The organism is Hymenobacter metallicola (assembly GCF_004745645.1).
GTDB lineage: Bacteria > Bacteroidota > Bacteroidia > Cytophagales > Hymenobacteraceae > Hymenobacter > Hymenobacter metallicola.
On sequence record NZ_SRMB01000006.1, the window covers coordinates 181,887 to 204,920 of the forward strand.

Below are 23,034 nucleotides of genomic sequence, written 5' to 3' on the forward strand. Positions count from 1 at the left end.
GTTAATTTGTGGCTGCTACGGTATTCAGCAGCGCCAGCGTTTTGCGAAATTCTGCCGCCTCCGCGGCCAGGGTGAATTCAATTTCGGCGTGGTGCTGCCGGACTGCGTCGGCAATTTCGGGCAGGGAAACCCTGAAGAACTCTTTCTTGTGGTTGACTTGGTTAACGCGCCGCTCGTGAAAAGCTCGGTGCAACGTATTTTCTAGTGTCGGCGCGTCATCGCAATAGATGATGGCGTGCACGTCGAATTGGAATGGCACCGAGGCGTCGCCCAGCTCCCGCACACGGTCCATGGGCTCCAGCCGGCGAGTCATACCGATTTTGTACACGTCTTCCCCGAACGAGCCGATATTGGAAATTACGTACACGTGCCCGGAACGGGTGAGTTGGGCTCGCGACAGGGCACGTTCCTTATTGGTGCTGGCCTGCGCGAGCTTGAGCTGTAGCTGCTGAATTTCCGCCAGTAGTTTGGCCTGCTTCGCCCCGTTGGCCGTGGCCACATCTTCTTGGGCCTTGCGCAACGCGTCTGCGTAACGTTTTTCTTCTTTTTCGGCGTCCAGCCGGGCTTTCTCGATTTCGCGTTGGGCCAGTTCTTCTTCCCGCATCTGTTCGCGGATCTGCCGTTGCTCTTCTTTTTCCGCCTGCAGCTTTTCCTGGTATTCGTGTGCCAGATACAGTTCCTTGAGCTTTAGCTCCAGGTACGCCGATGCCAGTGTGGCCCGCTGCACTACTACCAGTGAGTTGACCACTTCGTACGCCTTGCGAATGCGGGCTTCCATCACAGTCACGTTATTGTACTTAACCTTGGCTACGGCGGCGTCGCACTCGCCGTTGAAAGCGCGCAGCATCAGCTTAAGCGTCTGGTTGGTTTGCTTGCGGCCTTCGACCACGCTGCCGTTGACGGTCCACTCCGCTTCGCAGGTAGCAGCCGTTTTAGCAGCAATCATGCGTTTCTGCTGTTCGCGGATCAGCTGCAACTCCAACTGGTAGCTGACGGAAGTATCAAAAGAATAACGCGGCTGGTAAAAGCCAAACCCCTGTAGGTCGGCTTGTTCGTCGAGGACTTGTAGGTCAGCCCGCAGTTGCTGCAGGCGCTGCTGCAACGTGTCGGTTTCGGCCCGTTGCGTGGTCATCGATGCCAGCATGCGCTGTTGATCAGCGTGGAGGATGGCTTCCTTGGCCCGAAGATCAGCTAGTATCTGCTGTCGCTTGGCGTCCGTTTCTGCCAATACGCGCTGCTGATCGGTTTCTGCTTGACGACGTGCCTCATCTAGTTGCGCCAATACCTGCTGCCGTTCGGTAGCGATATCCGACTGAATGCGCGCTCGCTCCGCTTCAACGTCTACAATGACTTGATAGCGCAGCAACTGCTGCTGATGTTCGATGCGCAAGGCTTGTTGCTGCTCGTCAGCGGCGGCAGCCTGCTGTCCCAACTGAGTTAGGTGGTTGGCTTCCAAAGCATGGTAGCGCTTCCCGGCTGCCCACAGGCGCCACAACAGCCATAGCAAGAGTAATCCCGTGACGCCCAACGCGCCCGTTAACACAATTGTATTCATCGTCAATGAGAATTTTATAGAAGAGACAGGATGTTGACTACATACCCGCAGGCATGGGTCAACTTACTGAACGCTATTGCAATAGCTTCCGGATTTTGCAATAATTCCCAGCCTTAAACTAGCGTAGCCTAGGCGGGCTTACACCAATACACCCCCATTCATCTGATGCAGCCGCTCCACGCGTTCGTGTTTTGCTTTTTCCACGCTGTCGATGAAAGCGATTACCGCTTCACGTTTCAGCCCTTTGGTGGCAAAGCCCAAACGCGCCCCCCCGTCAGAAGTGATGCTAACGATATGCTGACGGCTGGCTAGGTATGCGAGCACCAACACGAAACCGACAGCCGCCGCCACAACGCCGAACATTTGCCCATTACCGGATTGGAAGAAGCCTATGCTGCCGACTAAGATTAGCAAGATGCCGGTTATTGCCAATGCGGGTTGGCTTTGATACCGCACCTCGCAGGCACTGACCTTTTCCAACATGATAGACACCAAGCGCGATTCACTTGCGTTTGCAGCATTGTAACGAATCCGGTACGAGGTGAGCAGGACTACCCGGTTAGGCGTGTAGTTGAGGAGTTCTTCTCCAGCGAGTAAAAAGTCTTCCATAAAGAGAGGTAATAGGGTTCTGCTAGTTCGTAGAACGGACTAGAAAATGAGTAAAAAAGTATTCAATTAGTCGTGCCCTGCAGCGCGACAACGCTTGCACGATCGCCAGCCATCAACACGGAAGGAACGCTGACACTGGGTAAACAACTCCGAAGCGGCTTGCGTGGTATCAGCCAACAAACTGACGCCAATGCTCTTCGGAGAGGATGCGGATACCGGTGCCTTTGTCGCGCAGTTGCACTGCCTTCTCGATTTTGCGGCCGTGACTGGTGTTGATCCAATCGCGGCTGGCAAATACGCCGATGACCAGGTAATCGGTGGAGCGGGTTGGAGAAGAATCGGTGGGCTGCCCGCCCAGCGCTGCGATGGCCTCAAACACGGCCGTGCGGGCGCCATAGGCAAATTTGCCAGTCACCACGACTTGCTTGTCCATGAATACCAGCGGGTGGGGTTGCGGTACACACAGCGGCAAAGCAGTCGATAATGTCTCCGCTTTGGGGGTGGGCGCTTGCGTAAAGCCGCACAGCGTTTCCATCACTTCTTTCAGCTCTGCTCGCTCCTCGGCGTCACAAACACCGTCTTCGAAGATGCGCTCTACACGGCTCAGTACAGCGGTTAATGGCCAGACCGGTGTATCGGCCGCGTGCTTGCGCACCCACTCGGCAAAGAAGATGGCTTCGCGCTCACTGACCTCACCGTCGGCCAAGATGCCCGTGCAGATGCCCACGAGTTGGTCTACGGCTTTGGCCGTGTTATTGGCGCGGTTAAAGAGTTGCAGAGGCTGGCCGTGTAAGTCCAGCAGGGTAGGGTATGTACTCATCAGACAAAAGGAAAAAAGGATAGTGCAGGAATACGTATGCCGGGAGAACCTACGCGGAGGCACTGGTTCGCTGAGAGATAGTCGAATGCCCGGCGAGCAAGCGCGACGTCTACACCAAGAGGCGGTCCATGACTTTGCGTACCGTCAGCTTCGTGGTTTGGGCAAAGTCCTTGCCCATGATCCAGTTGATGTAGCCTGGGTCTGACTGGGTCACCGGCTGGCCAAAGTGCTTACCAAAGTTCCAGACGATAATACCCTCTGGGTTGCGGATCATCTTGGCTGCCGGATCGATGCGGATGGCACGCGAGTGGCCGTGATGCACCCCGTCACCGAAGTCACTGAGACCACTGGGGCAGAACAGTTCATCGGCGCACACCTGGTCATTGGTCTGTAAAAACTGAGCTAATGGACCATGAGCTAACGCTTCGAGTAATTCAAACGTCGCCGCAGTATCCGCCTCGGCCGTATGAGCTTGCGTGTGATCACGACCAAGATATTGGGTCACCGCAGCGGCAAGGGTGCGCGGGTTCAGAATGCGGTAGATGTCCGAGACGTCAATGACGGACGTGTCCCAGGAGGGAAAGTCTAAGCCAACCAGCGCAAATTCTTCCGCTAGCAACGGTACATCAAACCGCTTCCCATTAAAGGTGCACAAGTCGCAGCCAGATAAGTAGGCCAGCAAGCCCTTGGCTATTTGCTTAAAGGTAGGCTCCGCCGCCACATCTGCGTCGCTGATTCCATGCACGGCCGTGGCCCCTGCCGGAATGGGACGCCCCGGGTGTAATCGGCGGGTTTTGGTTTCACGGGTACCGTCAGGGAATATCTTCAGGATGGATATTTCAACGATTCGATCGTTGACGGTATCTGTTCCCGTGGTTTCCAAATCGAAGACAACCAACGGCCGTACTAAACGAAGCATAAAGTAGAATTAGCTGCTCACATCACTATGTAGGCATTCTACAATGCTATCAAATTTTGGGATAAATCCATAGAGCATGGTCACGCTATTTTAGGGGTCGTATCTATCTGAATTTTACGGGCAATAGTTCTTATCTAGAGCTACGGATAGGTCCTTCGGCTCATATAGTTAAGTTCAGCTTTCTCCTCGATACCAACACCTTTTCTGTACTTTGATTACTGAACAAGTTTACTGAACCGTTTCCGACCCATTTCAGTAGTACTTTCCCTCCTTACCACCCTTTGTCCGAGTTGTACATTAAAAGGAGCGATTACTGGTCTACCTTTGTTTATGGAGCAACTCACTGAAGCAGCCTTTTCCGCAGCGCTTATACGCCTCGTCGTAGGTAGCACGGTTGAGACCGTGAAGGCAGGGCCCGGAACCGGCTCCATTTTCAATCTGCACTTACGGACGGCTGCCGGCGAATTGTGCCACCTGATGGTGTACTGCGCCTGGAAGCTGCTGCAAGCTGGCCACGTGGCGTGCACGTGGCAAGACGCGGAAGAAAACCTGGCGGCGGCTTTGTTGGCTCACCTAGGCGAAATGGTGGTCAGTGCCCGGGTGTCCTCCGGTGGAGACATGGTACTATCGCTACAGTCCGGAGCTGAACTCAAGCTCTTTGTTGACAGCTCCGCGCAAGACACCCCTGTCGACGAATACAGTTCGTGCGATTATTTCGCCCAGGGTGCCGAGAGCATCTTCTCTTGTATCCGGGGTGGCTTCTACCAGGAACAGTCCAAGTCAAGTGATTAGCAGTACGTTCACGCAAACGGTCGTTCTACCGAAAAGAGCGTTTATCCAGATGGTTGAGATAGTAGTTACTTTGGCTAAGCAAATTTACAATCCATGGCACTTTGGAACTTAACATCACAGGCCCTTACCCGACTGCTGTTGTGGAGAACAGACGGTTCTACCTTCCGGGTTATGCAGTATGATGAACCAGCCGAAGTGCTGACCAACTATGACTACATCTTATTTGATAAGAAGTACGAAACGGTGCTGCGGCAACTCGAAGGGCAGATTGACATCAATCCAGTCACCGTGACGGATGGTGTGCGCCACCTCGTTTGGGACAACTACTTAGAAATCCGCATTCATCGCTCGGTTGAGTCCGACACGCTTCAAGCTTATATCGGCAATGGTCTTGACATGTACCGATTTGGGGAGAAATCTGTGTTTGTGTCGGAAGCCCTCAAAGCGGCCTTTGAGAAAGTCAATCAGCAAGGGCTGCACTTCAGTTTGGGACTCTCGGAGTTTGCTTAAGGAGATCTACATGTTCACTAAAACGGTCCGAAAGCTAAACGAACGTTCGGTTGCCTATCTTAGTCCATGCAACTAATAAGTAAATCTGCCTTTGCGGCCGCGGTGGCGCAGTTAATCGACACGACCATTGAGGCCGTTAAGGCCGGAGTCGGGACGGGCTCGATCTTCACGCTGCACCTGCGGGCGCCCACGGGCGAGGTGTGCTACCTGATGGTGTATTGCTCCTGGAAGCTGCTGCGTGCCGGGGCCATCGCCTGCACCTGGCAAGACCCGGAAGAGGATCTGGCGGCGGCCTTGTCCGTCCACCAGGGCGAAACGCTCGTCGGCGCTCGCCTGGAATCCGGCGGAGACTTGGTCCTACTGCTGGCCACGGGGGCCGAACTCAAGCTTTTTGTCGATGGCCAAGCACTGGACGAGCCGGCCGAGGAGAGCTATTCCAGTGATTATTTCCTTGAGCAAGCCGTCGATACTTTTGTCAGCCTCCGGGGAGCCTTCTACTTGGCGAAAACCGAGCCTAGCGCGGACAATAATGTTTAGCCAAACGGTCCTGCCCTAAACTTAGGCCTGTTCAGTTGAAGGAGGGTTATAGCTCCTCCAGCACTTCGCTTAACGTCGCTACTACGTCGGGGTCATCTTCTACTGCTAGTTGTTGTTGCAGTAGGGTGGCCACTGTCGCCGGCTCCAACTGACTCAACGCATACGCCGCCGTAATCCGAAGGTCCGCAAGGGGATGGTTCAGGACTTGGGCCAAAACAGTCAACATGCCAGGGTGGGGGAAGATGATGCACAACTGCACGTTCCAGTATAAGGTGCACGTGCCGAGCCGGGCCACGTCCCGCAGGTTGCGCAACAGGGCTTCCGTCACCAATTGTTCGTCCAGTTGATAGAAGACCTCCTCGACCATTTGGTACATGCCAAACCCATTCCATCCGCCAAAGGAGTTGAGCAATAACGGCACGCAGCCCGGGTCCGGGTGCTCCACAAAATGCCGGCGAACTTCGTCGTAGGCCAGCATTAGCTCAGGCTGCAGATTTAGAACTTCATCATCGGGCATCGGTTGATGCGCTCTTAGGAAAGCCAAGCCTTCGGGAGTTGTCATGATTTCATAAAGGCGTACTCGTTCACAAAAACGGTCATTAAAGCGAAACGAGCATTTGGTTAAGACGTTTTCCAATTCGTGTGAGAGAAAAGGAATGGATAATCCTGTTTGTTTACATTGATAACAGCTGAAATGCTGCCAAGCAGTCAGTTTGAAAAGTGTAAAAAGCTGTTTGAAAACCATTCACCAGCCCCTGGAGGTGGCCAGTAGCTTTGTCATACTAATCTATTGACCATGAACTACTCCCTGGTTACCATAATCCCGGCTCGTTTAAGTGGCCCGCTTAACCCTGCCCGCCGTCTGTGCTCCGTCTTTGGCCTCGTCCTGACCGTGCTAGCGCCGCTGCTACTGCCCGGCCGGGTTCTGGCGCAAATGGACAGTTCTCACGTGCAGGTGGCCCGCGTCGTGGTAAATGCCACCAAGCTCGACCAATACCGGGCGGCGTTGAAGGAGCAAGTCGAAACCTCGATGCGCATCGAGCCGGGTGTGCTCCTGCTCTACGCCGTCGCCGATAAGAAGAACCTTACCCACATTACCCTCATGGAGCGGTATGCCAGCGAAGCGGCCCGGCAGGCCCACATGAAGGCGCCCCATTTTCTCAAGTATAGGGCCACTGTCAAGGAGATGGTGCAGTCCGTGGTCTTGGTAGAAACTACGCCGATCGTGCTGGAAGCGAAACCCCAACGCAGCGGCAAATTTTAGTCATTGGGGTTGCTGCTCCCGCCCTCACAGGGAACGGGACGGCAATCCTTTCATTAATACCGATAACGGTTATGCAAAAGCGCACGTTAGGGGCCAGTGGCCTCGAAGTATCGGCCCTGGGCCTGGGATGCATGGGCATGAGCTGGTCGTATGGCCCGCCCAAGGACAAGACCGAAATGATTCAGCTGCTGCGCGACGCGGTGGAACGCGGCGTCACCTTTTTCGACACGGCCGAAGTGTACGGCCCTCTGCTGAACGAAGAGTTGCTGGGCGAAGCCCTGGCGCCGTTCAAAGGCCAAGTGGTGATTGCCACCAAGTTTGGCTTTCGGGCGGCTCCTGGCGACACCACCCGCTGGTCAGCCATCACCAGTGAGCCCGCCCACATCAAGCAGGTAGCCGAAGCCTCGCTCAAGCGCCTTCGGGTAGAGACCCTCGACTTGTTTTATCAGCACCGCGTGGACCCCAACGTGCCGATTGAGGACGTAGCGGGCGCGGTGAAAGACCTCATTGCCGAGGGCAAGGTGAAACACTTTGGCATGTCGGAGGCGGGCGCTGCTACCATTCGCCGGGCCCACGCCGTGCAGCCGCTCACGGCGCTGCAAAGCGAATACTCGCTGTGGTACCGCAAACCCGAGCAGGAAATCATTCCGCTGCTCGAAGAACTGAGCATCAGCTTCGTGCCGTACAGTCCGCTGGGAAAGGGTTTCCTGACAGGTAAAATCGACGAGAGTACCCCGCTCGACAGCACCGACTTCCGCAGCACCCTGCCGCGCTTTAGCCCCGAAAACCGGCAGGCCAATCAGGTACTGGTGGATCTGATTACGCGCTTTGCTGAAACCAAGCAGGCCACCCCGGCTCAGATTGCGCTGGCGTGGCTGCTGGCCCAAAAGCCTTGGATAGTGCCCATCCCCGGCACCACCAAGCTGGCCCGGCTGGAGGAAAACCTGGGCGCCGTGCAGGTGGCGCTGACGCCGGAAGACGTGCAGCAGCTGACGGATGCCGCCGACCAGATTCCGGTACAGGGCGCCCGCTATACCGAGGCGCACGAGCAAATGACCGGCCGCTAGTTGCCGGGTGCACATATGAGCAAGGTCCTAATTCTCGGCGCACACGGGCAGATTGCCCGGGTTGCCACCCAGTTATTTCTCGCAGAAACGGACGCGAAACTGAGGCTGTACCTGCGTGCGGCCCATCGCCTCCCCAACCCTGACCCCCGTCGGGTGCATATCGTGGAAGGCGACGTAAACGACGAAGCCAAGCTGCGGGCAGTGCTGGCCGGGCAAGACGTAGTCTATGCCAACCTGGCCGGGGAAGACCTGGCGCAGCAGGTTAGTCACCTCGTGGCGGCGATGAAGGCGACGGGGGTACAGCGCCTGATTTTCATCAGCGCCATTGGCATCTACAACGAGGTCACTGGCAACTTCGGGGAGTGGAACAAGCAAACGCTGGGCAACATCCTGGAGCGGTACCGCCAGGCATCGGACATCATCGAGGCGTCTGACCTGAACTATACCATTCTGCGGCCTACTTGGCTAACTAATTACGACGAGGTCGATTACGAAATCGTTGGACGCAACGAGTCGGTGAAAGGTACCGAAGTGTCGCGGAAGAGTGTGGCCGCGCTGGTGGTGAAGCTGGCCACCACGGCCGGCGGGGAGGAGCGCCAAAACCTGGGCGTCAGCAAGCCCGGGACGGCGGGCGAGAAACACGCCTGGCTGTAGGCTCCTCGACGACTCATCACTATATGCAAGCCTTTCAGCTAACCCAATTCGGCATCGACCACCTCGTGCCGCACGCCAAGCCCACGCCCGTACCCGCTCCCCACGAGGTGCTGGTACGGGTACAGGCCCTCTCGCTTAATGCCCTCGACCTGATGGTCATCCAGGGCAGTGTCCCAGTCAAACTGCCCCATTTGCCTATTTGCGATGCGGCCGGCATCGTCGAAGCCCTCGGCAACGAGGTGACGACGCTGGCCGTGGGCGACGAGGTGACGTCTGTTTTCTTTCCACAGTGGAAAGAGGGGACACCTACTGCCGCCCAAACCGACGTCAGCCAGCGTACCGGCGTGGGCCTGCCGGGTTACCTGGCCGAGTACGTGGCCGTGCCGGCGACCCACCTGGTGCGCAAGCCCGCCAACCTTACACCCCTGGAAGCCTCGACGCTACCCATTGCGGGCCTCACCGCCTGGAATGCCCTAAAGTACACCCAGCTTACGGCCGACCAAACGGTGCTCGTGCACGGCACAGGAGGCGTGTCGCTCTTTGCCCTGCAATTTGCCAAGGCACGAGGTTGCCGCGTAGCTCTCACCTCCAAGGATGACGCCAAGTTGGCGCGAGCCCGCGAGCTAGGGGCCGATTTCACCTTTAACTACGCTACCCAGCCCAACTGGCTGGAGGAGCTGCGGGACTCTACCGACGGCCGGGGCGCGGAAGCAGTGATAGAAACCGTGGGCGGTGAAAACCTCAACAATTCCATCAAGGCCGTGGCCATCGGGGGGCACATCGCCATTATGGGCCTGCTGGCCGGCACACAGGCCTCCATCAATGTGCCGGCGCTGCTGGCCAAGCAAGCCCGCATCATCGGCATGCAGGTGGGCAGCACCGAAGACTTCCTGGCAATGAGTCGGGCCATTGAAAGCAGCGACCTGCACCCCGTTATCGGCCAAGTGTACTCCGTACCGGAAATTCAGGAGGCGCTGCGCAGCCTGGAGGCTGGCCGTCACTTCGGTAAACTCTGCCTTACTTTTTAAGAGCCCCCTATGAGCACTTGGTTGAATGACGAGTTGAGCCGCATCACGGCCACCGACGACCTGCACATTGCCCCGTTTCGGGAGGATGGCATAACCTACGGCACGCCCACTTGGATTTGGTCGGTGACCGTTGACGGGGCCCTCTACGTGCGGGCCTATCACGGACAGCAGTCACGCTGGTACCAAGCGGCCCGGCAGCAGCAGGCGGGCCGCATCACGGCGGCGGGCTTGACGAAGGAGGTAGCCTTTGAAGCGGTTGAAGGCGCGGCTAATGATGCCATCGACGCGGCATACCGGGCCAAGTACCACGGCAGCCCCTACCTCGGGGCCATGGTCAGTGCCCGGGCGCGGGCGGCGACCGTGCGGGTCGTGCCGCGCTAACCAGGACAGGGTCTCGAAAACCCGCGCTATCATACTGAATCACCTACTTCTTTATCCCCACCTATGCCCGTTCCCAACCCGTCACGCTCATGAGCAAGCCCGCCTGGCTTCCTTTCACGCATCCGATTACTGCCTGGTTACTGGCCCTCGGAGTCGTATTTGCGTCAGTCGTCAGCGGGCGGGCACAGACTACTCCGGCCACCACGACCACTGTTCCGACGGCCCCGGCACAGCCCAAAAAGTACCAGGCCAAAGCGCCGAAGACCCAGCCCTTTGGGGCAAAGGCCTTTAAAGCGTCCGGTAAAACAACCTTGCGCTGGCTGGGCATGGGGGGCTTTTTCATTAACAGCCGCGGCACCAACATCATGATTGACCCGCTGCTGAATGGGTTTGACATGCCCCTGCTCATCACCTTTCCCATCGCGCCAAAAGAGGTGCCGCGCCTGGATGCTGTCCTGCTTACGCACGCCGACAACGACCACTACAGCGTGCCCACCACCGGCGCGCTGGCCGGCGTAACCCAGGCATTCCATTCCACGGTCTACGTCGACTCGCTGCTGCAAAACCGCCGCCTGCCTTCCGTGGGGCACGGCATCGGCGATACGTTCCAGGTGGGCAAGGTGCGCGTGCAACTCACGCGGGCCGACCATGCCTACCAGAATGTGTACCCCGGCATGAGCAAGCGCTACTTCAAGCAGGAGGATGCCTGCGGCTTCTGGCTGGAAACGCCCGACGGCACCGTGTGGGCGCCCGGCGACTCGCGACTGCTGCCCGAGCACCTGCAGTACCCGACGCCGGATGCCATTTTGTTTGATTTCTCGGACAGCGAATGGCACTTTGGGCTGGCCGGCGCGGTAAAAATCGCCAATGCGTATCCCAACACGCCGCTGCTGCTCAATCATTGGGGCTCGGTCGATTCGCCTGATTTCGCCCCCTTTAATGCCGACCCGGAGAAGCTGAAAAAACTGGTTGTTAATCCTGCGCGCATTCAGGTGCTGGCACCGGGTGAGCCCCTTACCCTGAAGCGGCTGAAAAAATTGAAGTAGCCCTGCGCACTGCAACCACGCCGATGGACAGTGAGAGAAATTCTAATGGGAACAGGGCCTCAAAAATCGTAAACATGACCACCAGAATATTTAACACTCAACATTCAACTGCTACGGATGCAGCCTTACTTATTTTAAGGGTTGCCATCGGAGCATGGATGCTTTCAAAGGGGCTTCCCAAAGTAGAGATGCTCTTTTCCGGCCCTAACACGTTCCCCGCGGTGCTGGGCATGAGTTCGCAGCTCTCCCTTGCGCTAACCCTCTTGGCCCAGATTATTGGCTCCCTGCTCATTCTGGCGGGTGCGGCCACTCGATTTGCCGCACTGATACTTTTGGTGAATATGCTAGTGGCCGTGGTGGTGGCTCACGCGAATGACCCGTTTGCCAAGGCCGAACCTGCCTTGCATTTTCTACTGGTCTATGTGGTGCTGCTATTAACAGGTAGCGGAAAGTTTTCCGTAGACTATCTGATTCAGAAGTAGAGCCATAGCCACTAAAAACCTAACCCAAAAGCCAGCAACATGAAAGGAACAAAGAGGGCACAACTTCTGGCGTTAAGTCTCTTGGTTATGCTGGGCGCCTGCCGTACCGCTTCGGTCACGAAAAGCGCAAGCGGAGGCGAGATGCTCGTGCGCATTTCGGAGATTGAAATCTATCCGGACAGCCTGCGTGCCTACAAAGCCATCCTGAAAAGTGAAGCCGAAGCTTCCGTGAGACTAGAACCCGGCGTCATTTCCATATTCCCGATGTACGAGCAGAAAGACAGTACGCGCATCAGAATACTGGAAATCTATGCCAGCCGGGAAGCCTATCAGTCGCACATCAAGTCCCCCCATTTTCAGAAGTATAAAACCACTACGCTTAACATGGTCAAGGCGCTTCAGTTGATAGATATGAAGGCGATAGATGCCGAGACGATGCCAACCATATTCCGGAAACTGAAAGATTAGGTTTTATATAAAATCTAGGATTGCAACTGGTTATATACTTAGCTCATCCCCTTTCCTGTCAATCTCCCTACCGTCTGCTTTACTGCAGGGTGGAGCAGGCTTTAGTAAGCCTATCTGTTTGAATTGTGTAAAAAGCTGTTTGATTCTCTTTTTCAGCCCGGAAGCAGGGTGAGGACCTTTGTCATGAGTAAGGCAGTACGCCTTACCACGTGCTACCTCCCTAAGCTGAAAAACCATGAGCGACCAAACACCGAATGCCAGCAGCCTGGTTAACACCGTGCGGGGCGCTGCCGAAAACTTCATCGGTACGGCCTGGGTGAGCCTTGTCGCGCCCCCCGGTAACCCCACCGACTGCGTGGTGGGCTACGTCACCTTCGAGCCGGGCGCGCGCAACAACTGGCACGCGCACCCGAGTGGTCAGCTGCTGGTCGTAACAGCCGGAGCTGGCTACTACCAGGAAAAGGTCCAGCCGGCGCAGCTGCTGCGGGCCGGCGACTCGGTTAGCATTGCGCCCGGCGTGGTGCATTGGCACGGGGCTACGGCTACCAGCCTCTTTGCGCATTACGCCATCAACCCCAGTGCCAGCCAGGGAGTAGCCGATTGGCTGGAGCCCCTTACGGACGAGGAGTACCAAGCAGCTCACCAGGGCTCATAAGCTTGGCTAATTTCCTTACACCCCGTTCGCTACCCTCTTAGTCTCACCTCAAGCAATGAAACGACTTCCTTTTTGGGCGGCAGTAGCTGCCCTTTCCCTGCTTTTTTCCATTCCTATGAACGCGCAACAATCCGAGCCGCTCACCAAACGGCAGCAAGCCCTTGTTACTATCTCGGCCCTTACTGCTAAGGGCGATTTGCCTCAGTTGCACCAGGCTCTGGGCCAAGGCCTCGATAATGGGTTGACTGTTAACGAGGAAAAAGAGGTGTTGGCGCAACTCTACGCCTACTGCGGCTTTCCACGCAGCCTGCAGGGCATCAACACCCTGATGAAAGTAGTCGAGGAACGCAAAGCTCAGGGCAAGCACGACGCGCTCGGCAAAGAAGCTTCGCTCATCAGCAGCACCGAGCCCAAGTACGAGCGCGGCAAGAAGAATCTGGAAAAGCTCACCGGCAAACCCGAAACGGGGCCCAAAACCGGGGCCAACGCCTTTAGCCCCGTGATTGACGTGTTCCTGAAAGAGCACCTGTTCGCCGACATCTTCGAGCGTGATGTGCTCACCTTTCAGGAGCGGGAACTGGCGACCATCGCGGCGCTGGTAAGCCTGGGGGGCGTCGAACCGATGCTCCAAGCGCACATCGGCATGGGCATGAACACCGGCCTTACCGAAGCCCAAATCCGGCAGGTGCTGACTCTGGAAGAGAAGAGCATAGGCAAAAAAGAAGCGGATGCTGGCCGGGCGGTGCTGACTAAAGCGCTGGAAATTAAGAAATAGCGGTTGCTAGCCTCACGCCCAACCATTCCACCATCCACCTAGCTATGTCTACGAACTCGCATAATGGGCTGCCGCAGCCCAACCAGGAGCTGAGCAATCAGCGCCGCAATTTTCTGAAAAACGGGGCGGTGCTGGGTTCTGCGCTACTAGCCGCACCTGGCTGGCTGAGCAGCGCCGCCGGTAACGCCCTAGGTGCCGCCAACGAGGCGGGTCGCGCCAGCTTGGCCGCGCCGCCGGCCTTACCCCACCGCACACTGGGCCAGGGCAAGGCTGGCTTCGAGGTAACGTCGTTGGGCTTTGGTTGCATGGGCATGAGCTACCACCGGGGGCCGGTGCCCGACCGGAAAACCATGCTGCGGCTGCTGCAAAAAGTGGCCGAGTCGGGCGTTACCCTCTTCGACACGGCCGAAGTGTACGGCCCGTTCCTAAACGAGGAGCTGGTCGGCGAAGCACTGGCGCCTTTCAAGGGCAAAGTCAACATCACCACCAAGTTCGGCTTTGACATCCGCGACGGCAAAGACCGGGGCATCAACAGCCGGCCGGAGAACATTCGGAAAGTGGCGGAGGCTTCGCTGAAGCGCCTGCGGGTGGATGCCATCGAGCTGTTTTACCAGCACCGGCCCGACCCGAAGGTGCCCATTGAAGACGTGGCGGGCACGGTGAAAGACCTCATCAAAGAGGGCAAAGTGAAGCGTTTTGGCCTGTCCGAAGCCGATGCCGCCACCATCCGCAAGGCCCATGCCGTGCAGCCCGTCACGGCCCTGCAGAGCGAATACTCCCTGATGTGGCGCGAGCCCGAGACGGCCGTGTTCCCAATCCTCAAGGAACTGGGTATCGGGTTCGTGCCTTACAGCCCCGTGGGCCGGGGCTACCTCACCGGCATGCTTAACGCCCAGACCAAGTTCTACCCCGGCAACGACAACCGCCTGGGGCTGCCGCGCTTTACGCCCGAAGCCCTGAAAGCCAACTATCCCTTCGTGCAGGCGCTGCTCGACTTCGGCCAGCCCCGCGGTCTGACGCCGGCCCAGATTTCGCTGGCTTGGCTGCTGGCCCGGCCCGAGCAGGTAGTACCCATTCCGGGTACGACCAAGGAGGCGCATTTCCACGAAAATATGGCCTCGCTGACGAGCAACATTGCCAAAGGCGAGTGGAACCAGCTGGAGGCCACGCTGGCCAAAATCACGCTGGTCGGCAGCCGCTACCCCCCGGAGCAGGAAAACCAGGCTTCGAAGTAAACGCCTTTAAACCATGAACAGGCACCTGCTTTTAACTGCCCTGACCGTCGCAGCGCTCGGCGCCTGCCGCTCGACCCAAGCCCCTGCCAGGTTGCCAGAGAAAGCGGGCGGCGAGCAGCTCGATCTGCGCACATATCAGCGGGTCGATACCATCAACTACACCGGCGCGGGCTACCTAAAACTGCTCTCCGCCCGCAAAAATTATAGCTTGGTCAGCTTCGTATTCGAGGCCGGCGGACGCAACCGCTGGCACCTGCACCCCGGCGCCGAGCAGGTGCTGTACGTGACCGAAGGCGAAGGCTATTACCAGCAGGAGGGCCAGCCCAAACAGCTGCTTAAGAAGGGCGATACGGTGGTGATACCCCCGGATGTCAAGCACTGGAACGGGGCTACCCCCACCAGTCGCGTGGTGCTCATCACCATCTCCGACCACGTTGAGCAGGCGCACGTTACCTGGTTCGAGCAAGTCTCGGAGCAGGAATTCAACAAGTAATCAGCCATCCCCATGCGCTTTTCCCATCTTATCTTACAAACAGCGCTCTTATTCGTCACCGCCGCGGCAACCAGTAATTGTAGCCTTAAGCCACCGGCGCAGTCGGCGCAGGTACCGGCGCAAAAGCCGCAGAAGGTACGCTTATCCCGCATCGTGGTGGACTCCACCCAGCTCGACCGCTACAAGGCTTTCCTGAAGGAAGAAATTGAGGCCTCGATGAGCAAGGAACCGGGCGTGTTGTCGCTTTACGCAGTGTTCGAAACGAAACGCCCGAATCACCTGACCATCCTGGAGATGTATGCCACCGAGGCCGCCTACCAGGCGCACGTGAAAACGCCGCACTTTTTGAAGTATAAACAGGGGACGCTCAGCATGGTGCAGGCACTGGAGCTTATTGACACGGACCCGCTGATTCCGGAGCTGAAAATCAAATAAGGCCCCAGCGCCAGCAAGCGCTGCGCGACACCCACTGCAACCAAGCCATCCGCTTGGACTGACCGGACTTCCCATTTTGACCTCACTTTTCCAAGGCAATACTGTAGTAAATGCCCTGGCAATCAGCATTCCATTTTCAACATTTCACGCATGAGCAATAACATCACCGACAAAGTAATTGTCATCACCGGCGCCAGCAGTGGGCAGGGCGAAGCCACGGCCCGCGCCCTGGCCGAGCAAGGAGCCACCGTGGTATTAGGCGCCCGCCGCCGCGACCGCATTCAGGCCCTGGCCGACGAAATCACCGGCAAGGGCGGCAAGGCCCTGGCCGTGCAAACCGACGTAACCGACCACGCCCAAGTGAAGGCCCTGGTGGACGCGGCCGTGCAGCAGTTCGGGCGCCTCGACGTGCTGCTGAACAACGCTGGCCTGATGCAGCAAGCCCCCCTGGAAAAGCTCAAGCTCGACGAGTGGGACAACATGATTGACATCAATATCAAGGGCGTGCTCTATGGCATTGCCGCCGCCCTGCCCCACATGAAGGAGCAAAAAAGCGGACACATCATTAACGTCTCGTCGGTAGTAGGCCACAAGGTGTCGGCGGGGGGCACCGTATACTCGGCCACCAAGTTTGCCGTGCGGGCCTTGAGCGAAGGGCTGCGCCAGGAGGTAAAGCCCTATAACATCCGCACCACCATTATCTCGCCCGGCGCGGTAGCGACCGAGCTGACCAACAGCATCACCGACCCCGAGTCGGCCGCCGGAATGCGCGGCTTCTACGAAGCCTATGCTATCCCGGCCGATTCCTTCGCCCGGACTGTCATTTTCGCCATGAGCCAGCCCGAGGACGTGGACATCAACGAAATCCTGTTCCGGCCGACCAGTCAGGAGTTTTGAGAAAACGGGCGGCTACCTAGCGCTCTCTTTAACAACCTAGCTCCTGGTTCGGCTGGTCCAAACCAGGGGCCAAGTTGGCCTTTCACCTCACTCCTTTTCGCTTTCGCACATGACCACTTCCCGAATCAAACAACTTGCCGTAGCATTGGGCGCGGGTGCCCTGCTGGTAGGATTTACCGGCCACCAACCCCCAACGCCTGACCAAGCCGGCCCTTTCCCACGAGGCGAGCGGGCCCCGGCTCAGAACTTCACGGGCGTGGTGTACATGCACCCCCTAATAAAGGACGACCCGACCTTTAATGTCGTGAGCGGCAACGTGACCTTCGAGCCGGGGGCGCGCTCGCACTGGCACACGCACGCAGCCGGTCAGATTCTGCTCATTACCGACGGCGTGGGATACTACCAGGAAAAAGGCCAGCCTGTCCGGCTGCTGCGCAAGGGTGAGGTCATCAAGGCCCAGCCCGGCGTGGAGCACTGGCACGGCGCCTCGCCCAAGCAGCGCATGACGCACGTTTCGCTCAACGTGAACACCGAAAAGGGCATCGTGACCTGGCTGGAGCCCGTGACCGACCAGGAATACAACAGCTATAAGCCCTAGACGCCCCTTTCTAATGGCCCACAGCATCAAGCTTGCGCTGGGCTCTACCGAGGAGCAGAAGCAGCGCCTGGCCGCGCAAATCGTGCGCGCCATGGGCATCGCCGGCACGGACGAAGCGTCGGTGTTCGCGGCCATAGAAGAGGTGCCGCCCGTCGCCTGGATGGAGCAGGTGTACCAAGCGGATATTCTGCCCCATTAGGCCCACATGTACAAAGAGTCGGGCTATTGACCTTAGCGCTTAAAACAATATACCTAGCTGATCACCAGTTTTTATGGCAACGAATCAAGCAGGACAATTTGCGGGCAAGGTGGCCTTCGTCACCGGTGCAGGCACGGGTATCGGGCGCGCCGCGGCGCTGGCCTTCGCTCGTGAGGGCGCGCAGGTGGCCGTGGTGGGGATCACGCCCGCCGACAACGACGAAACTGTGCGCCTGGTAACGGAGCAGGGCGGCAAGGTCCTAGCCATGTCGTGCGACACCACCGATGAGCCCCAGGTGCAGGCTGCCCTGGCCCAGACCATTGAGGCTTTCGGCCGCCTCGACTTCGCGTTCAACAATGCCGGCGTGGAGCAGCACAAGGCCCCCGCCGCCGAGTTGGAAATGGCCGAGTGGGACCGCATCGTGAACACCGACCTGCGCGGCACCTTTTTGTGCATGAAGCACGAGATTCCGCTCATCCTGGCGCAGGGCGGCGGGGCCATCGTGAACACTTCGTCGGGGGCCGGCCTGATTGGCGTCAAAAACAACGCGGCCTACTGCGCCGCCAAGCACGGCGTGGTTGGCCTCACGCGCTCGGCGGCGCTTGACTACGCGCCCTATAACCTGCGCATCAACGTGGTGTGCCCCGGCTACATCGACACCCCCATGATGGACCGCTTCACGCATGACTCCGAAAAGGAGCGTGAGCAGGTGATTGAGCAAGAGCCCATCGGCCGGGCGGGCCTGCCTGAAGAAATTGCCAATGCTGCCGTGTGGCTGTGCTCGCAAAGCTCGTCCTTCGTGGTAGGCCATGCCCTGGCGGTAGATGGCGGCCAGGTCATTATCTAATACCTCCGGGGGGCTTCGTCGTGATGGCACACCCGGCGCTAGGCTGGCCCTAACTTACGAGTAACATGCGTATTACGCTGGGCACCACGGCCCTCACCGCTACCCTGACCGACAACCCGAACGAGCGCAAATTTGCTGCGTTGCTTCCCTTGACGTTGCCCCTGCGCGGGCACTAAGAAAATCAGTGACTTACCTCGCAAGCCAGCCACTGCTGAGGCGACGGTCGGCTACCAGCCGGCCGCTGACAACCGTACATATTATGCCCTCTGGGGCAATCTGACCTTGTTTGACAGAAATTTCAACTATTCCTATGGGCTTAGTACCCTTGGCCTGTTTAATGTGAGCAGGAAAGCCCTATCGATTCCTGGAATAAGCGCAGTGCAGGTAGGCCTTGAGCGGTTAGCTTAGCTTGTTTGGCTTATGTCCGTAACTAATCTATTAGCCCACGCGTTGTCTACTGGTACTTACTTACAGCGTCCTTATTCTAAGATGCTGCCCTACCAGATGGCAGAAAACCTAGCTACCGCCACCAGGGCGGCCATGAACCGCCCGCCACTTACCACCATTATCCAGGATGTGGCGGTCATGACCCTAGCCGAAGCACACTGCGATATGGCCGCCTTCGACCGGCGCGACTTGTTTAAAGTGTTGTTGGTGACCGAAGGCGCAAACGAGCTGCACTACGCAACCCGTAGTTACCACATCGACCGGCCGGCGCTGGTATTTACCAACAAGCTGGTGCCCTATTCGTGGGAGCCGGTGGAGAGTTCGGGGGAGCAAAAAGGCTTCCTCTGCGCCTTTACCGAGGATTTTTTGCAATCGGCCATGCGCGGGGTCAGTCTGATGGAATCTGTCTTGTACCGCGTCGATGGCAATCCGGTGTACTTTCTGGATGAAGCGCAGTTGCGCTACTTGACCGACACTTTCTTGCGCATGCGCCAGGAGTACGACACGGATTACCCGCACAAGTTCGACCTGATTCGCAACCAGCTCTCGATCATGATTCACGAGGCCACGCGGATGCAGCCGGCCAGTTCGCAGCACATTGCTCCCGTCAACGCGGCCGAACGTGTTACGGCGCTGTTTCTAACCTTGCTCGACGTGCAGTTTCCGGTGACCACGCAGATTCATCAGCCCATCCTCAAAAACGCCCAGGAGTACGCCGACCGGCTGGCCATACACGTGAACAGCCTTAACCGCTCGGTAAAGGAGATAACTGGCAAGTCGACCACCACGCACATCGCCGAGCGCCTCGTGGGCGAGGCCAAAGTGCTGTTACTGCACACGGATTGGAGCGTAGGCGACATCGCCGACAGCCTGGGCTTTGAGTACGCCACGTACTTTACCAATTTCTTTAAAAAGCACGTCGGCATTACCCCCTTGGCCTTCCGGAACGCAGGGTAAAAAAGTACCCTGGGGCAGGCAGCTGGGGAATAACCAGTGCTCCACGGCATTGCTGTTGGCTTATAGGGTCAGCTCGCTGCCTTTGATGATTGCTGACGTCCCAGCGTAAATAATCTAGTCGGAAGCGTAGTCGTCAGCCCAACGCTTTTTGACTTCCATTTTCACGTCGGGCACTTGGTGGTGGAAAGCCCGCACCATTTCTTTCTGGGCCCCTAGTCCCTTATGGGCCCTGGTTAAAAGTTTGGTCTAAAAGTCACATCTAGACTTACAGCTGCTTTGTTTTCAGTATGTTACCACTCAACGGTCATTAAAACTCCTAAACCGCTTGGTGGTGGGCAGCGTTTCTCATGGCTTCTTCAACGACCGCTACTGAATCTTCACTCGGCTACACTTCTTTCACCTAACGGGAGTTAAGCAGAACCGCCTGCTTCGCGTACGCAACAAGTCGCTGCTACGCAGCTAGCTACCGTGGGCGCTTGGTACTGGCTTGCACATGGTCACCAAAGTTGGAGTAGGCCAGGTAGGGCAACAGCGGGCTGGCCGCTCATTCGGGCTGGTCTACAGGTCTTTGAATTGGTCGGTAGCAAAATTTTAAGGTTCGTTTCACTGAACACAAGGTTCAGGCAAACGAGGGTTTTTCCACCGGACAAAGTACTGGCCGGCAGCTAGAAAGCAGGTGCGTAGCACTTTTTGCGGGCGTACTCGGTATACCCACAACTTTTTAGCGATCCTGCTGTTGGGCTTCGCGATGGATATAGCCTTTCCGTTTTATTCGTATACTCGGGGAATTGGGGTGGTAGATGCGTACCACACCCATCCGGATTGTCAGATTGCGCAGAGTATTCCTGCCGTCGAGCGGATCGTCGGCCAGCCCAAGGGGTGGCCCGAATGCATCTTTTGCCAAGTACATCATGCTCCTCGGCCCCTGCTGCCTAACCGCCGCCCGAATACCTCGATAGAGGAGCTGTAAGCGCGTCCAGGAGCAACATCTTCTTTGGTCCAGCGCACGTACGTGAAGGCCTACTCTCCCTACAGGCCGATGAGAACCGCTCTTCATTCTTTACAGGTGGCCTGCCACCAGCCTGATCAGCGCGCGGCTGTTCCGGTGTTAGCCGACATGGTGCAACAACAGCATATGGCGTCTCGCCTAACGGAAACGCAACAACAGCAATTCCAGCACTGCTGCACGCGCCTGCTCGACGCCGCGCCGCGCCCGATTGCGCTGGTGCGGCTCTTGCTCGACGCCGAAGTCTGCTTCAATCACGCCTACGCCATTCCCCAGAGCAAGCCCTCGTGCCCCTGCCCGCGGCATCCGCCGACCTAAGCAGAATGGCCGGCCCCTGCCGGTACCGTCCACGGGTGTCACGCAATCCTTGGGGCCTGTTTTTTCACGGCCCGCCGATGCCGCTCCCCTACCTTCTCCCGCGCTCAGCACCTAGTCCACGTGACGGCGAAACAGACCGGCTGCCGCTGGGAGACCAGGTTGCTCTTGCCTTGGTTGCCATCGCTCCTTGCTGCTGCTAGGGGTAAAGGGGGGCTTTCCGGTGCTCTGTCTGGCATTGCGTACCGGAGGGGAATATCTTTGTCTATGCTTCCGCTCTACCGCATCTATTATGAAAATGCCGTTGGCCGCGTCGTCGATGACCCGCAAGGCTTTGCTCGTCTCACCTACCACGCCGGTTCGCGCGATGCGGACGCTATGGCCTCGCTGCTTGGGCATGTCACCCGCCTGCTGGCCCAGCGCGGGGATGGCGGCCTGCTAGTCGATCAGCGGCTGATGACACCCTTTACGCCGGCGGAACAAGCCTTTGTAATTCAGCAGTGGCTACCCCGCACCGTCGTCGAAGGCGGCTATCGGTTCGGTGCCGTTATCCTGGCCGAAAACGCCTTTGCGCGCCTGGCTACCCGGGCCGTGACGACGGCCGTGCGCGACTTGCCCATGCGCTACCAGTATTTTGAGCAAGAGCCGGAGGCCATAGCCTGGTTGCTGCACCAGCAAGCCGGGGCCGTATCCCAGCGCTAGTCGTCCCCCGTACGTACACGGAAGCAATGGTTGATTCTTTCCCCTATACCGAAGCGCAACGCCGGCAGGCCGTGGCCTGGGCCATTGCTGTGACCGCGAATACGCCGTTAGCGCCACGCCGCTACGAACGCTATTTATTGGAGCAGTATCAGCTGGGCCTGCTCAGCTTAGACGAAATGCTTCAGTTGCTGGAGTCAAGCATCTATCAGATTGTCTACCGCAGCCAAGCGGTGCATCCCTTATCCACCGACGCCCTACACGAACTGCTGGTACAGTCCCAGCAGTATAATGCTCACCACCAGATTACCGGGCTGTTGCTCTACAGTGCCGGGCGCTTCGTGCAGGTCCTGGAAGGACCGGAGGCCGCGGTGCGTGTCCTCTATGCCCGCATCCAGGCCGACACCCGCCACTGGCAGGTGGTCACCGTGGGCGAAGGACCCGAGCCGGTGCGGCGGTTTGCCGAATGGACGATGGGCTTTGGGCAAGTAGCCCTGCCCGAGGTGGCCAGCGTGCTGGCGGCCGGCCCATACGATCCGCCGATCCCGGATGTGAACGAACACCATATCCAGACCCTATTTCGGGCCTTCGGGTTGCGCCCCGATTAGGCAACGTACGACAACGAACCATAACATTTATCTGCGTAGCGTACTTCGTAGAATTTGTACCCACGAAAGAAGCGGGTTGTGAATGCCGGCGGCTACCGCCTGGTACGCAGCGAACTCAACAATGGCGCTACCTTTACGGTGTTCTTGTCCTGATAACTCATCCCCTCATGCTGGCCTGCGTGGCCTTGCCGAGGCGTTCTGTACCCGTATGTCTAAGCTCTCTACTATCCTGCTGGTCGATGATGACACGACGACCAATTTCCTGAATAAACTCCTGCTTACGCGCCTGGCCGTGGCCGAGCAGCTGGTCGTGGCCCTGAATGGGCGCGAGGCCCTGGCCACGGTGCAGCAACTGTGTACGGCATCGGATACGGGCTGCCCGGCCCTGATCTTGCTCGATGTCAACATGCCGGTCATGAATGGTATCGAGTTTCTGGAGGCCTACCAGCACTTACCGCTGGCCCAGCGCGGGGCCATCATCATTGTACTGCTGACCACTTCGGTAAGCCCGCGTGACCTGACGCGGGTGCAAACGCTACCCATTGCGGGCACCGTTCCCAAGCCGTTGACCGCGGAAAAAATTCAACTTCTGTTGCAACAGCATTTCCCCTCGTTTTCAGCCGACTCACCTGACGGATAAGAAGCACTTTCCCCACTCGGGAACCCGCGTGGTAGCGGTCGCGTTTTGCCGCGGCCAACCACGCGGCTACGTCGGTTGACCCCGCCGTACCCCCGC

At 57.9% G+C, this 23,034-nt stretch carries 32 protein-coding genes; 27 read left to right on the plus strand and 5 right to left on the minus strand.

Translation table 11 applies throughout. From position 1 onward, the window contains the following. Position 1 precedes the first annotated feature (1 nt). The 4 genes from E5K02_RS23470 to E5K02_RS23485 form a co-directional block, all read right to left on the minus strand. Complete coding sequence (locus tag E5K02_RS23470; protein ID WP_135398603.1) at positions 2–1,555, minus strand: DUF4041 domain-containing protein; 1,554 nt, start codon at positions 1,553–1,555, stop codon at positions 2–4. Between the two features lie 138 nt (positions 1,556–1,693). Next, a complete protein-coding gene (locus E5K02_RS23475) occupies positions 1,694–2,164 on the minus strand; it encodes a hypothetical protein (protein ID WP_135398605.1) in 471 nt (156 codons plus the stop codon). A 169-nt stretch (positions 2,165–2,333) separates the two neighbouring features. Next, complete coding sequence (locus E5K02_RS23480) at positions 2,334–2,984, minus strand: BRCT domain-containing protein (RefSeq protein WP_135398607.1); 651 nt, start codon at positions 2,982–2,984, stop codon at positions 2,334–2,336. A 109-nt stretch (positions 2,985–3,093) separates the two neighbouring features. Further along, a complete protein-coding gene (locus E5K02_RS23485; RefSeq protein ID WP_135398609.1) occupies positions 3,094–3,903 on the minus strand; it encodes a 3'-5' exonuclease in 810 nt (269 codons plus the stop codon). A gap of 330 nt (positions 3,904–4,233) precedes the next feature. Here E5K02_RS23485 and E5K02_RS23490 point away from each other — a divergent pair, with 330 nt between their 5' ends. The 3 genes from E5K02_RS23490 to E5K02_RS23500 all read left to right on the plus strand — a co-directional run bounded on the left by E5K02_RS23490 (position 4,234) and on the right by E5K02_RS23500 (position 5,742). Further along, complete coding sequence (locus E5K02_RS23490; protein ID WP_135398611.1) at positions 4,234–4,695, plus strand: hypothetical protein; 462 nt, start codon at positions 4,234–4,236, stop codon at positions 4,693–4,695. A 171-nt stretch (positions 4,696–4,866) separates the two neighbouring features. Beyond that, complete coding sequence (locus tag E5K02_RS23495) at positions 4,867–5,205, plus strand: hypothetical protein (RefSeq protein ID WP_135398613.1); 339 nt, start codon at positions 4,867–4,869, stop codon at positions 5,203–5,205. A gap of 66 nt (positions 5,206–5,271) precedes the next feature. Next, the gene (locus E5K02_RS23500) at positions 5,272–5,742 is read left to right on the plus strand and encodes a hypothetical protein (RefSeq protein ID WP_135398615.1); all 471 of its coding nucleotides are present in this window, start codon (positions 5,272–5,274) and stop codon (positions 5,740–5,742) included. Between the two features lie 46 nt (positions 5,743–5,788). On the opposite strand, the gene E5K02_RS23505 is transcribed toward E5K02_RS23500, so the two are convergent. Continuing rightward, a complete protein-coding gene (locus E5K02_RS23505; RefSeq protein WP_167856564.1) occupies positions 5,789–6,487 on the minus strand; it encodes a HEAT repeat domain-containing protein in 699 nt (232 codons plus the stop codon). A gap of 51 nt (positions 6,488–6,538) precedes the next feature. Here E5K02_RS23505 and E5K02_RS23510 point away from each other — a divergent pair, with 51 nt between their 5' ends. From E5K02_RS23510 to E5K02_RS23615, 24 genes are all read left to right on the plus strand, one after another. Then, the gene (locus E5K02_RS23510) at positions 6,539–7,006 is read left to right on the plus strand and encodes a putative quinol monooxygenase (protein WP_206026011.1); all 468 of its coding nucleotides are present in this window, start codon (positions 6,539–6,541) and stop codon (positions 7,004–7,006) included. A gap of 71 nt (positions 7,007–7,077) precedes the next feature. Further along, the gene (locus E5K02_RS23515) at positions 7,078–8,073 is read left to right on the plus strand and encodes an aldo/keto reductase (protein WP_135398619.1); all 996 of its coding nucleotides are present in this window, start codon (positions 7,078–7,080) and stop codon (positions 8,071–8,073) included. 15 nt (positions 8,074–8,088) lie between these two features. Next, positions 8,089–8,727 carry an SDR family oxidoreductase gene (locus tag E5K02_RS23520; protein ID WP_135398621.1) on the plus strand — a complete coding sequence of 213 codons (639 nt, stop codon included), beginning with the start codon at positions 8,089–8,091 and terminating at the stop codon, positions 8,725–8,727. A gap of 23 nt (positions 8,728–8,750) precedes the next feature. After that, positions 8,751–9,755 carry a zinc-dependent alcohol dehydrogenase family protein gene (locus E5K02_RS23525; RefSeq protein WP_135398623.1) on the plus strand — a complete coding sequence of 335 codons (1,005 nt, stop codon included), beginning with the start codon at positions 8,751–8,753 and terminating at the stop codon, positions 9,753–9,755. Between the two features lie 9 nt (positions 9,756–9,764). Continuing rightward, a complete protein-coding gene (locus E5K02_RS23530; RefSeq protein WP_135398625.1) occupies positions 9,765–10,136 on the plus strand; it encodes a DUF2255 family protein in 372 nt (123 codons plus the stop codon). 89 nt (positions 10,137–10,225) lie between these two features. Beyond that, positions 10,226–11,182 carry an MBL fold metallo-hydrolase gene (locus E5K02_RS23535; RefSeq protein WP_135398627.1) on the plus strand — a complete coding sequence of 319 codons (957 nt, stop codon included), beginning with the start codon at positions 10,226–10,228 and terminating at the stop codon, positions 11,180–11,182. A 74-nt stretch (positions 11,183–11,256) separates the two neighbouring features. Continuing rightward, a complete protein-coding gene (locus E5K02_RS23540; protein WP_135398629.1) occupies positions 11,257–11,664 on the plus strand; it encodes a DoxX family protein in 408 nt (135 codons plus the stop codon). Between the two features lie 39 nt (positions 11,665–11,703). After that, positions 11,704–12,132, plus strand: a complete 429-nt coding sequence (locus tag E5K02_RS23545; RefSeq protein ID WP_167856565.1) for a putative quinol monooxygenase — start codon at positions 11,704–11,706, stop codon at positions 12,130–12,132. 235 nt (positions 12,133–12,367) lie between these two features. Continuing rightward, positions 12,368–12,787 (plus strand): cupin domain-containing protein, encoded by a 420-nt coding sequence (locus E5K02_RS23550; protein WP_135398631.1) that lies wholly within the window; start codon positions 12,368–12,370, stop codon positions 12,785–12,787. A gap of 115 nt (positions 12,788–12,902) precedes the next feature. Further along, positions 12,903–13,562 (plus strand): carboxymuconolactone decarboxylase family protein, encoded by a 660-nt coding sequence (locus tag E5K02_RS23555; protein WP_240737428.1) that lies wholly within the window; start codon positions 12,903–12,905, stop codon positions 13,560–13,562. A 44-nt stretch (positions 13,563–13,606) separates the two neighbouring features. Further along, entirely contained in the window at positions 13,607–14,797 is a 1,191-nt protein-coding gene (locus E5K02_RS23560) for an aldo/keto reductase (RefSeq protein WP_135398635.1), read from the plus strand. A gap of 91 nt (positions 14,798–14,888) precedes the next feature. Next, complete coding sequence (locus E5K02_RS23565; protein ID WP_167856566.1) at positions 14,889–15,290, plus strand: cupin domain-containing protein; 402 nt, start codon at positions 14,889–14,891, stop codon at positions 15,288–15,290. Between the two features lie 12 nt (positions 15,291–15,302). Further along, the gene (locus tag E5K02_RS23570; RefSeq protein WP_135398639.1) at positions 15,303–15,725 is read left to right on the plus strand and encodes a putative quinol monooxygenase; all 423 of its coding nucleotides are present in this window, start codon (positions 15,303–15,305) and stop codon (positions 15,723–15,725) included. Between the two features lie 150 nt (positions 15,726–15,875). Then, positions 15,876–16,622 (plus strand): SDR family oxidoreductase, encoded by a 747-nt coding sequence (locus E5K02_RS23575; RefSeq protein ID WP_135398641.1) that lies wholly within the window; start codon positions 15,876–15,878, stop codon positions 16,620–16,622. Positions 16,623–16,731: 109 nt separating this feature from the next. Next, positions 16,732–17,220, plus strand: a complete 489-nt coding sequence (locus E5K02_RS23580) for a (R)-mandelonitrile lyase (RefSeq protein ID WP_135398643.1) — start codon at positions 16,732–16,734, stop codon at positions 17,218–17,220. Between the two features lie 13 nt (positions 17,221–17,233). After that, positions 17,234–17,419: a tautomerase family protein gene (locus tag E5K02_RS23585; RefSeq protein WP_135398645.1), complete on the plus strand. Its 186-nt coding sequence runs from the start codon at positions 17,234–17,236 to the stop codon at positions 17,417–17,419. 73 nt (positions 17,420–17,492) lie between these two features. After that, the gene (locus tag E5K02_RS23590; RefSeq protein WP_135398647.1) at positions 17,493–18,266 is read left to right on the plus strand and encodes a glucose 1-dehydrogenase; all 774 of its coding nucleotides are present in this window, start codon (positions 17,493–17,495) and stop codon (positions 18,264–18,266) included. A 65-nt stretch (positions 18,267–18,331) separates the two neighbouring features. Next, complete coding sequence (locus tag E5K02_RS25720; protein WP_167856567.1) at positions 18,332–18,442, plus strand: cyclophilin-like fold protein; 111 nt, start codon at positions 18,332–18,334, stop codon at positions 18,440–18,442. A 4-nt stretch (positions 18,443–18,446) separates the two neighbouring features. Continuing rightward, complete coding sequence (locus E5K02_RS26280) at positions 18,447–18,674, plus strand: cyclophilin-like fold protein (RefSeq protein ID WP_167856571.1); 228 nt, start codon at positions 18,447–18,449, stop codon at positions 18,672–18,674. Positions 18,675–18,770: 96 nt separating this feature from the next. Beyond that, complete coding sequence (locus E5K02_RS23595) at positions 18,771–19,670, plus strand: helix-turn-helix domain-containing protein (protein ID WP_167856568.1); 900 nt, start codon at positions 18,771–18,773, stop codon at positions 19,668–19,670. A 1,039-nt stretch (positions 19,671–20,709) separates the two neighbouring features. After that, positions 20,710–20,994 carry a hypothetical protein gene (locus E5K02_RS23600; protein ID WP_135398651.1) on the plus strand — a complete coding sequence of 95 codons (285 nt, stop codon included), beginning with the start codon at positions 20,710–20,712 and terminating at the stop codon, positions 20,992–20,994. Positions 20,995–21,258: 264 nt separating this feature from the next. Next, a complete protein-coding gene (locus tag E5K02_RS23605) occupies positions 21,259–21,693 on the plus strand; it encodes an STAS/SEC14 domain-containing protein (RefSeq protein WP_135398653.1) in 435 nt (144 codons plus the stop codon). Between the two features lie 26 nt (positions 21,694–21,719). Beyond that, positions 21,720–22,298, plus strand: coding sequence for a BLUF domain-containing protein (locus E5K02_RS23610; protein ID WP_135398655.1), 579 nt, complete (start codon positions 21,720–21,722; stop codon positions 22,296–22,298). Between the two features lie 208 nt (positions 22,299–22,506). Further along, positions 22,507–22,938: a response regulator gene (locus E5K02_RS23615; RefSeq protein ID WP_135398657.1), complete on the plus strand. Its 432-nt coding sequence runs from the start codon at positions 22,507–22,509 to the stop codon at positions 22,936–22,938. The last annotated feature ends 96 nt before the right edge of the window (positions 22,939–23,034 follow it).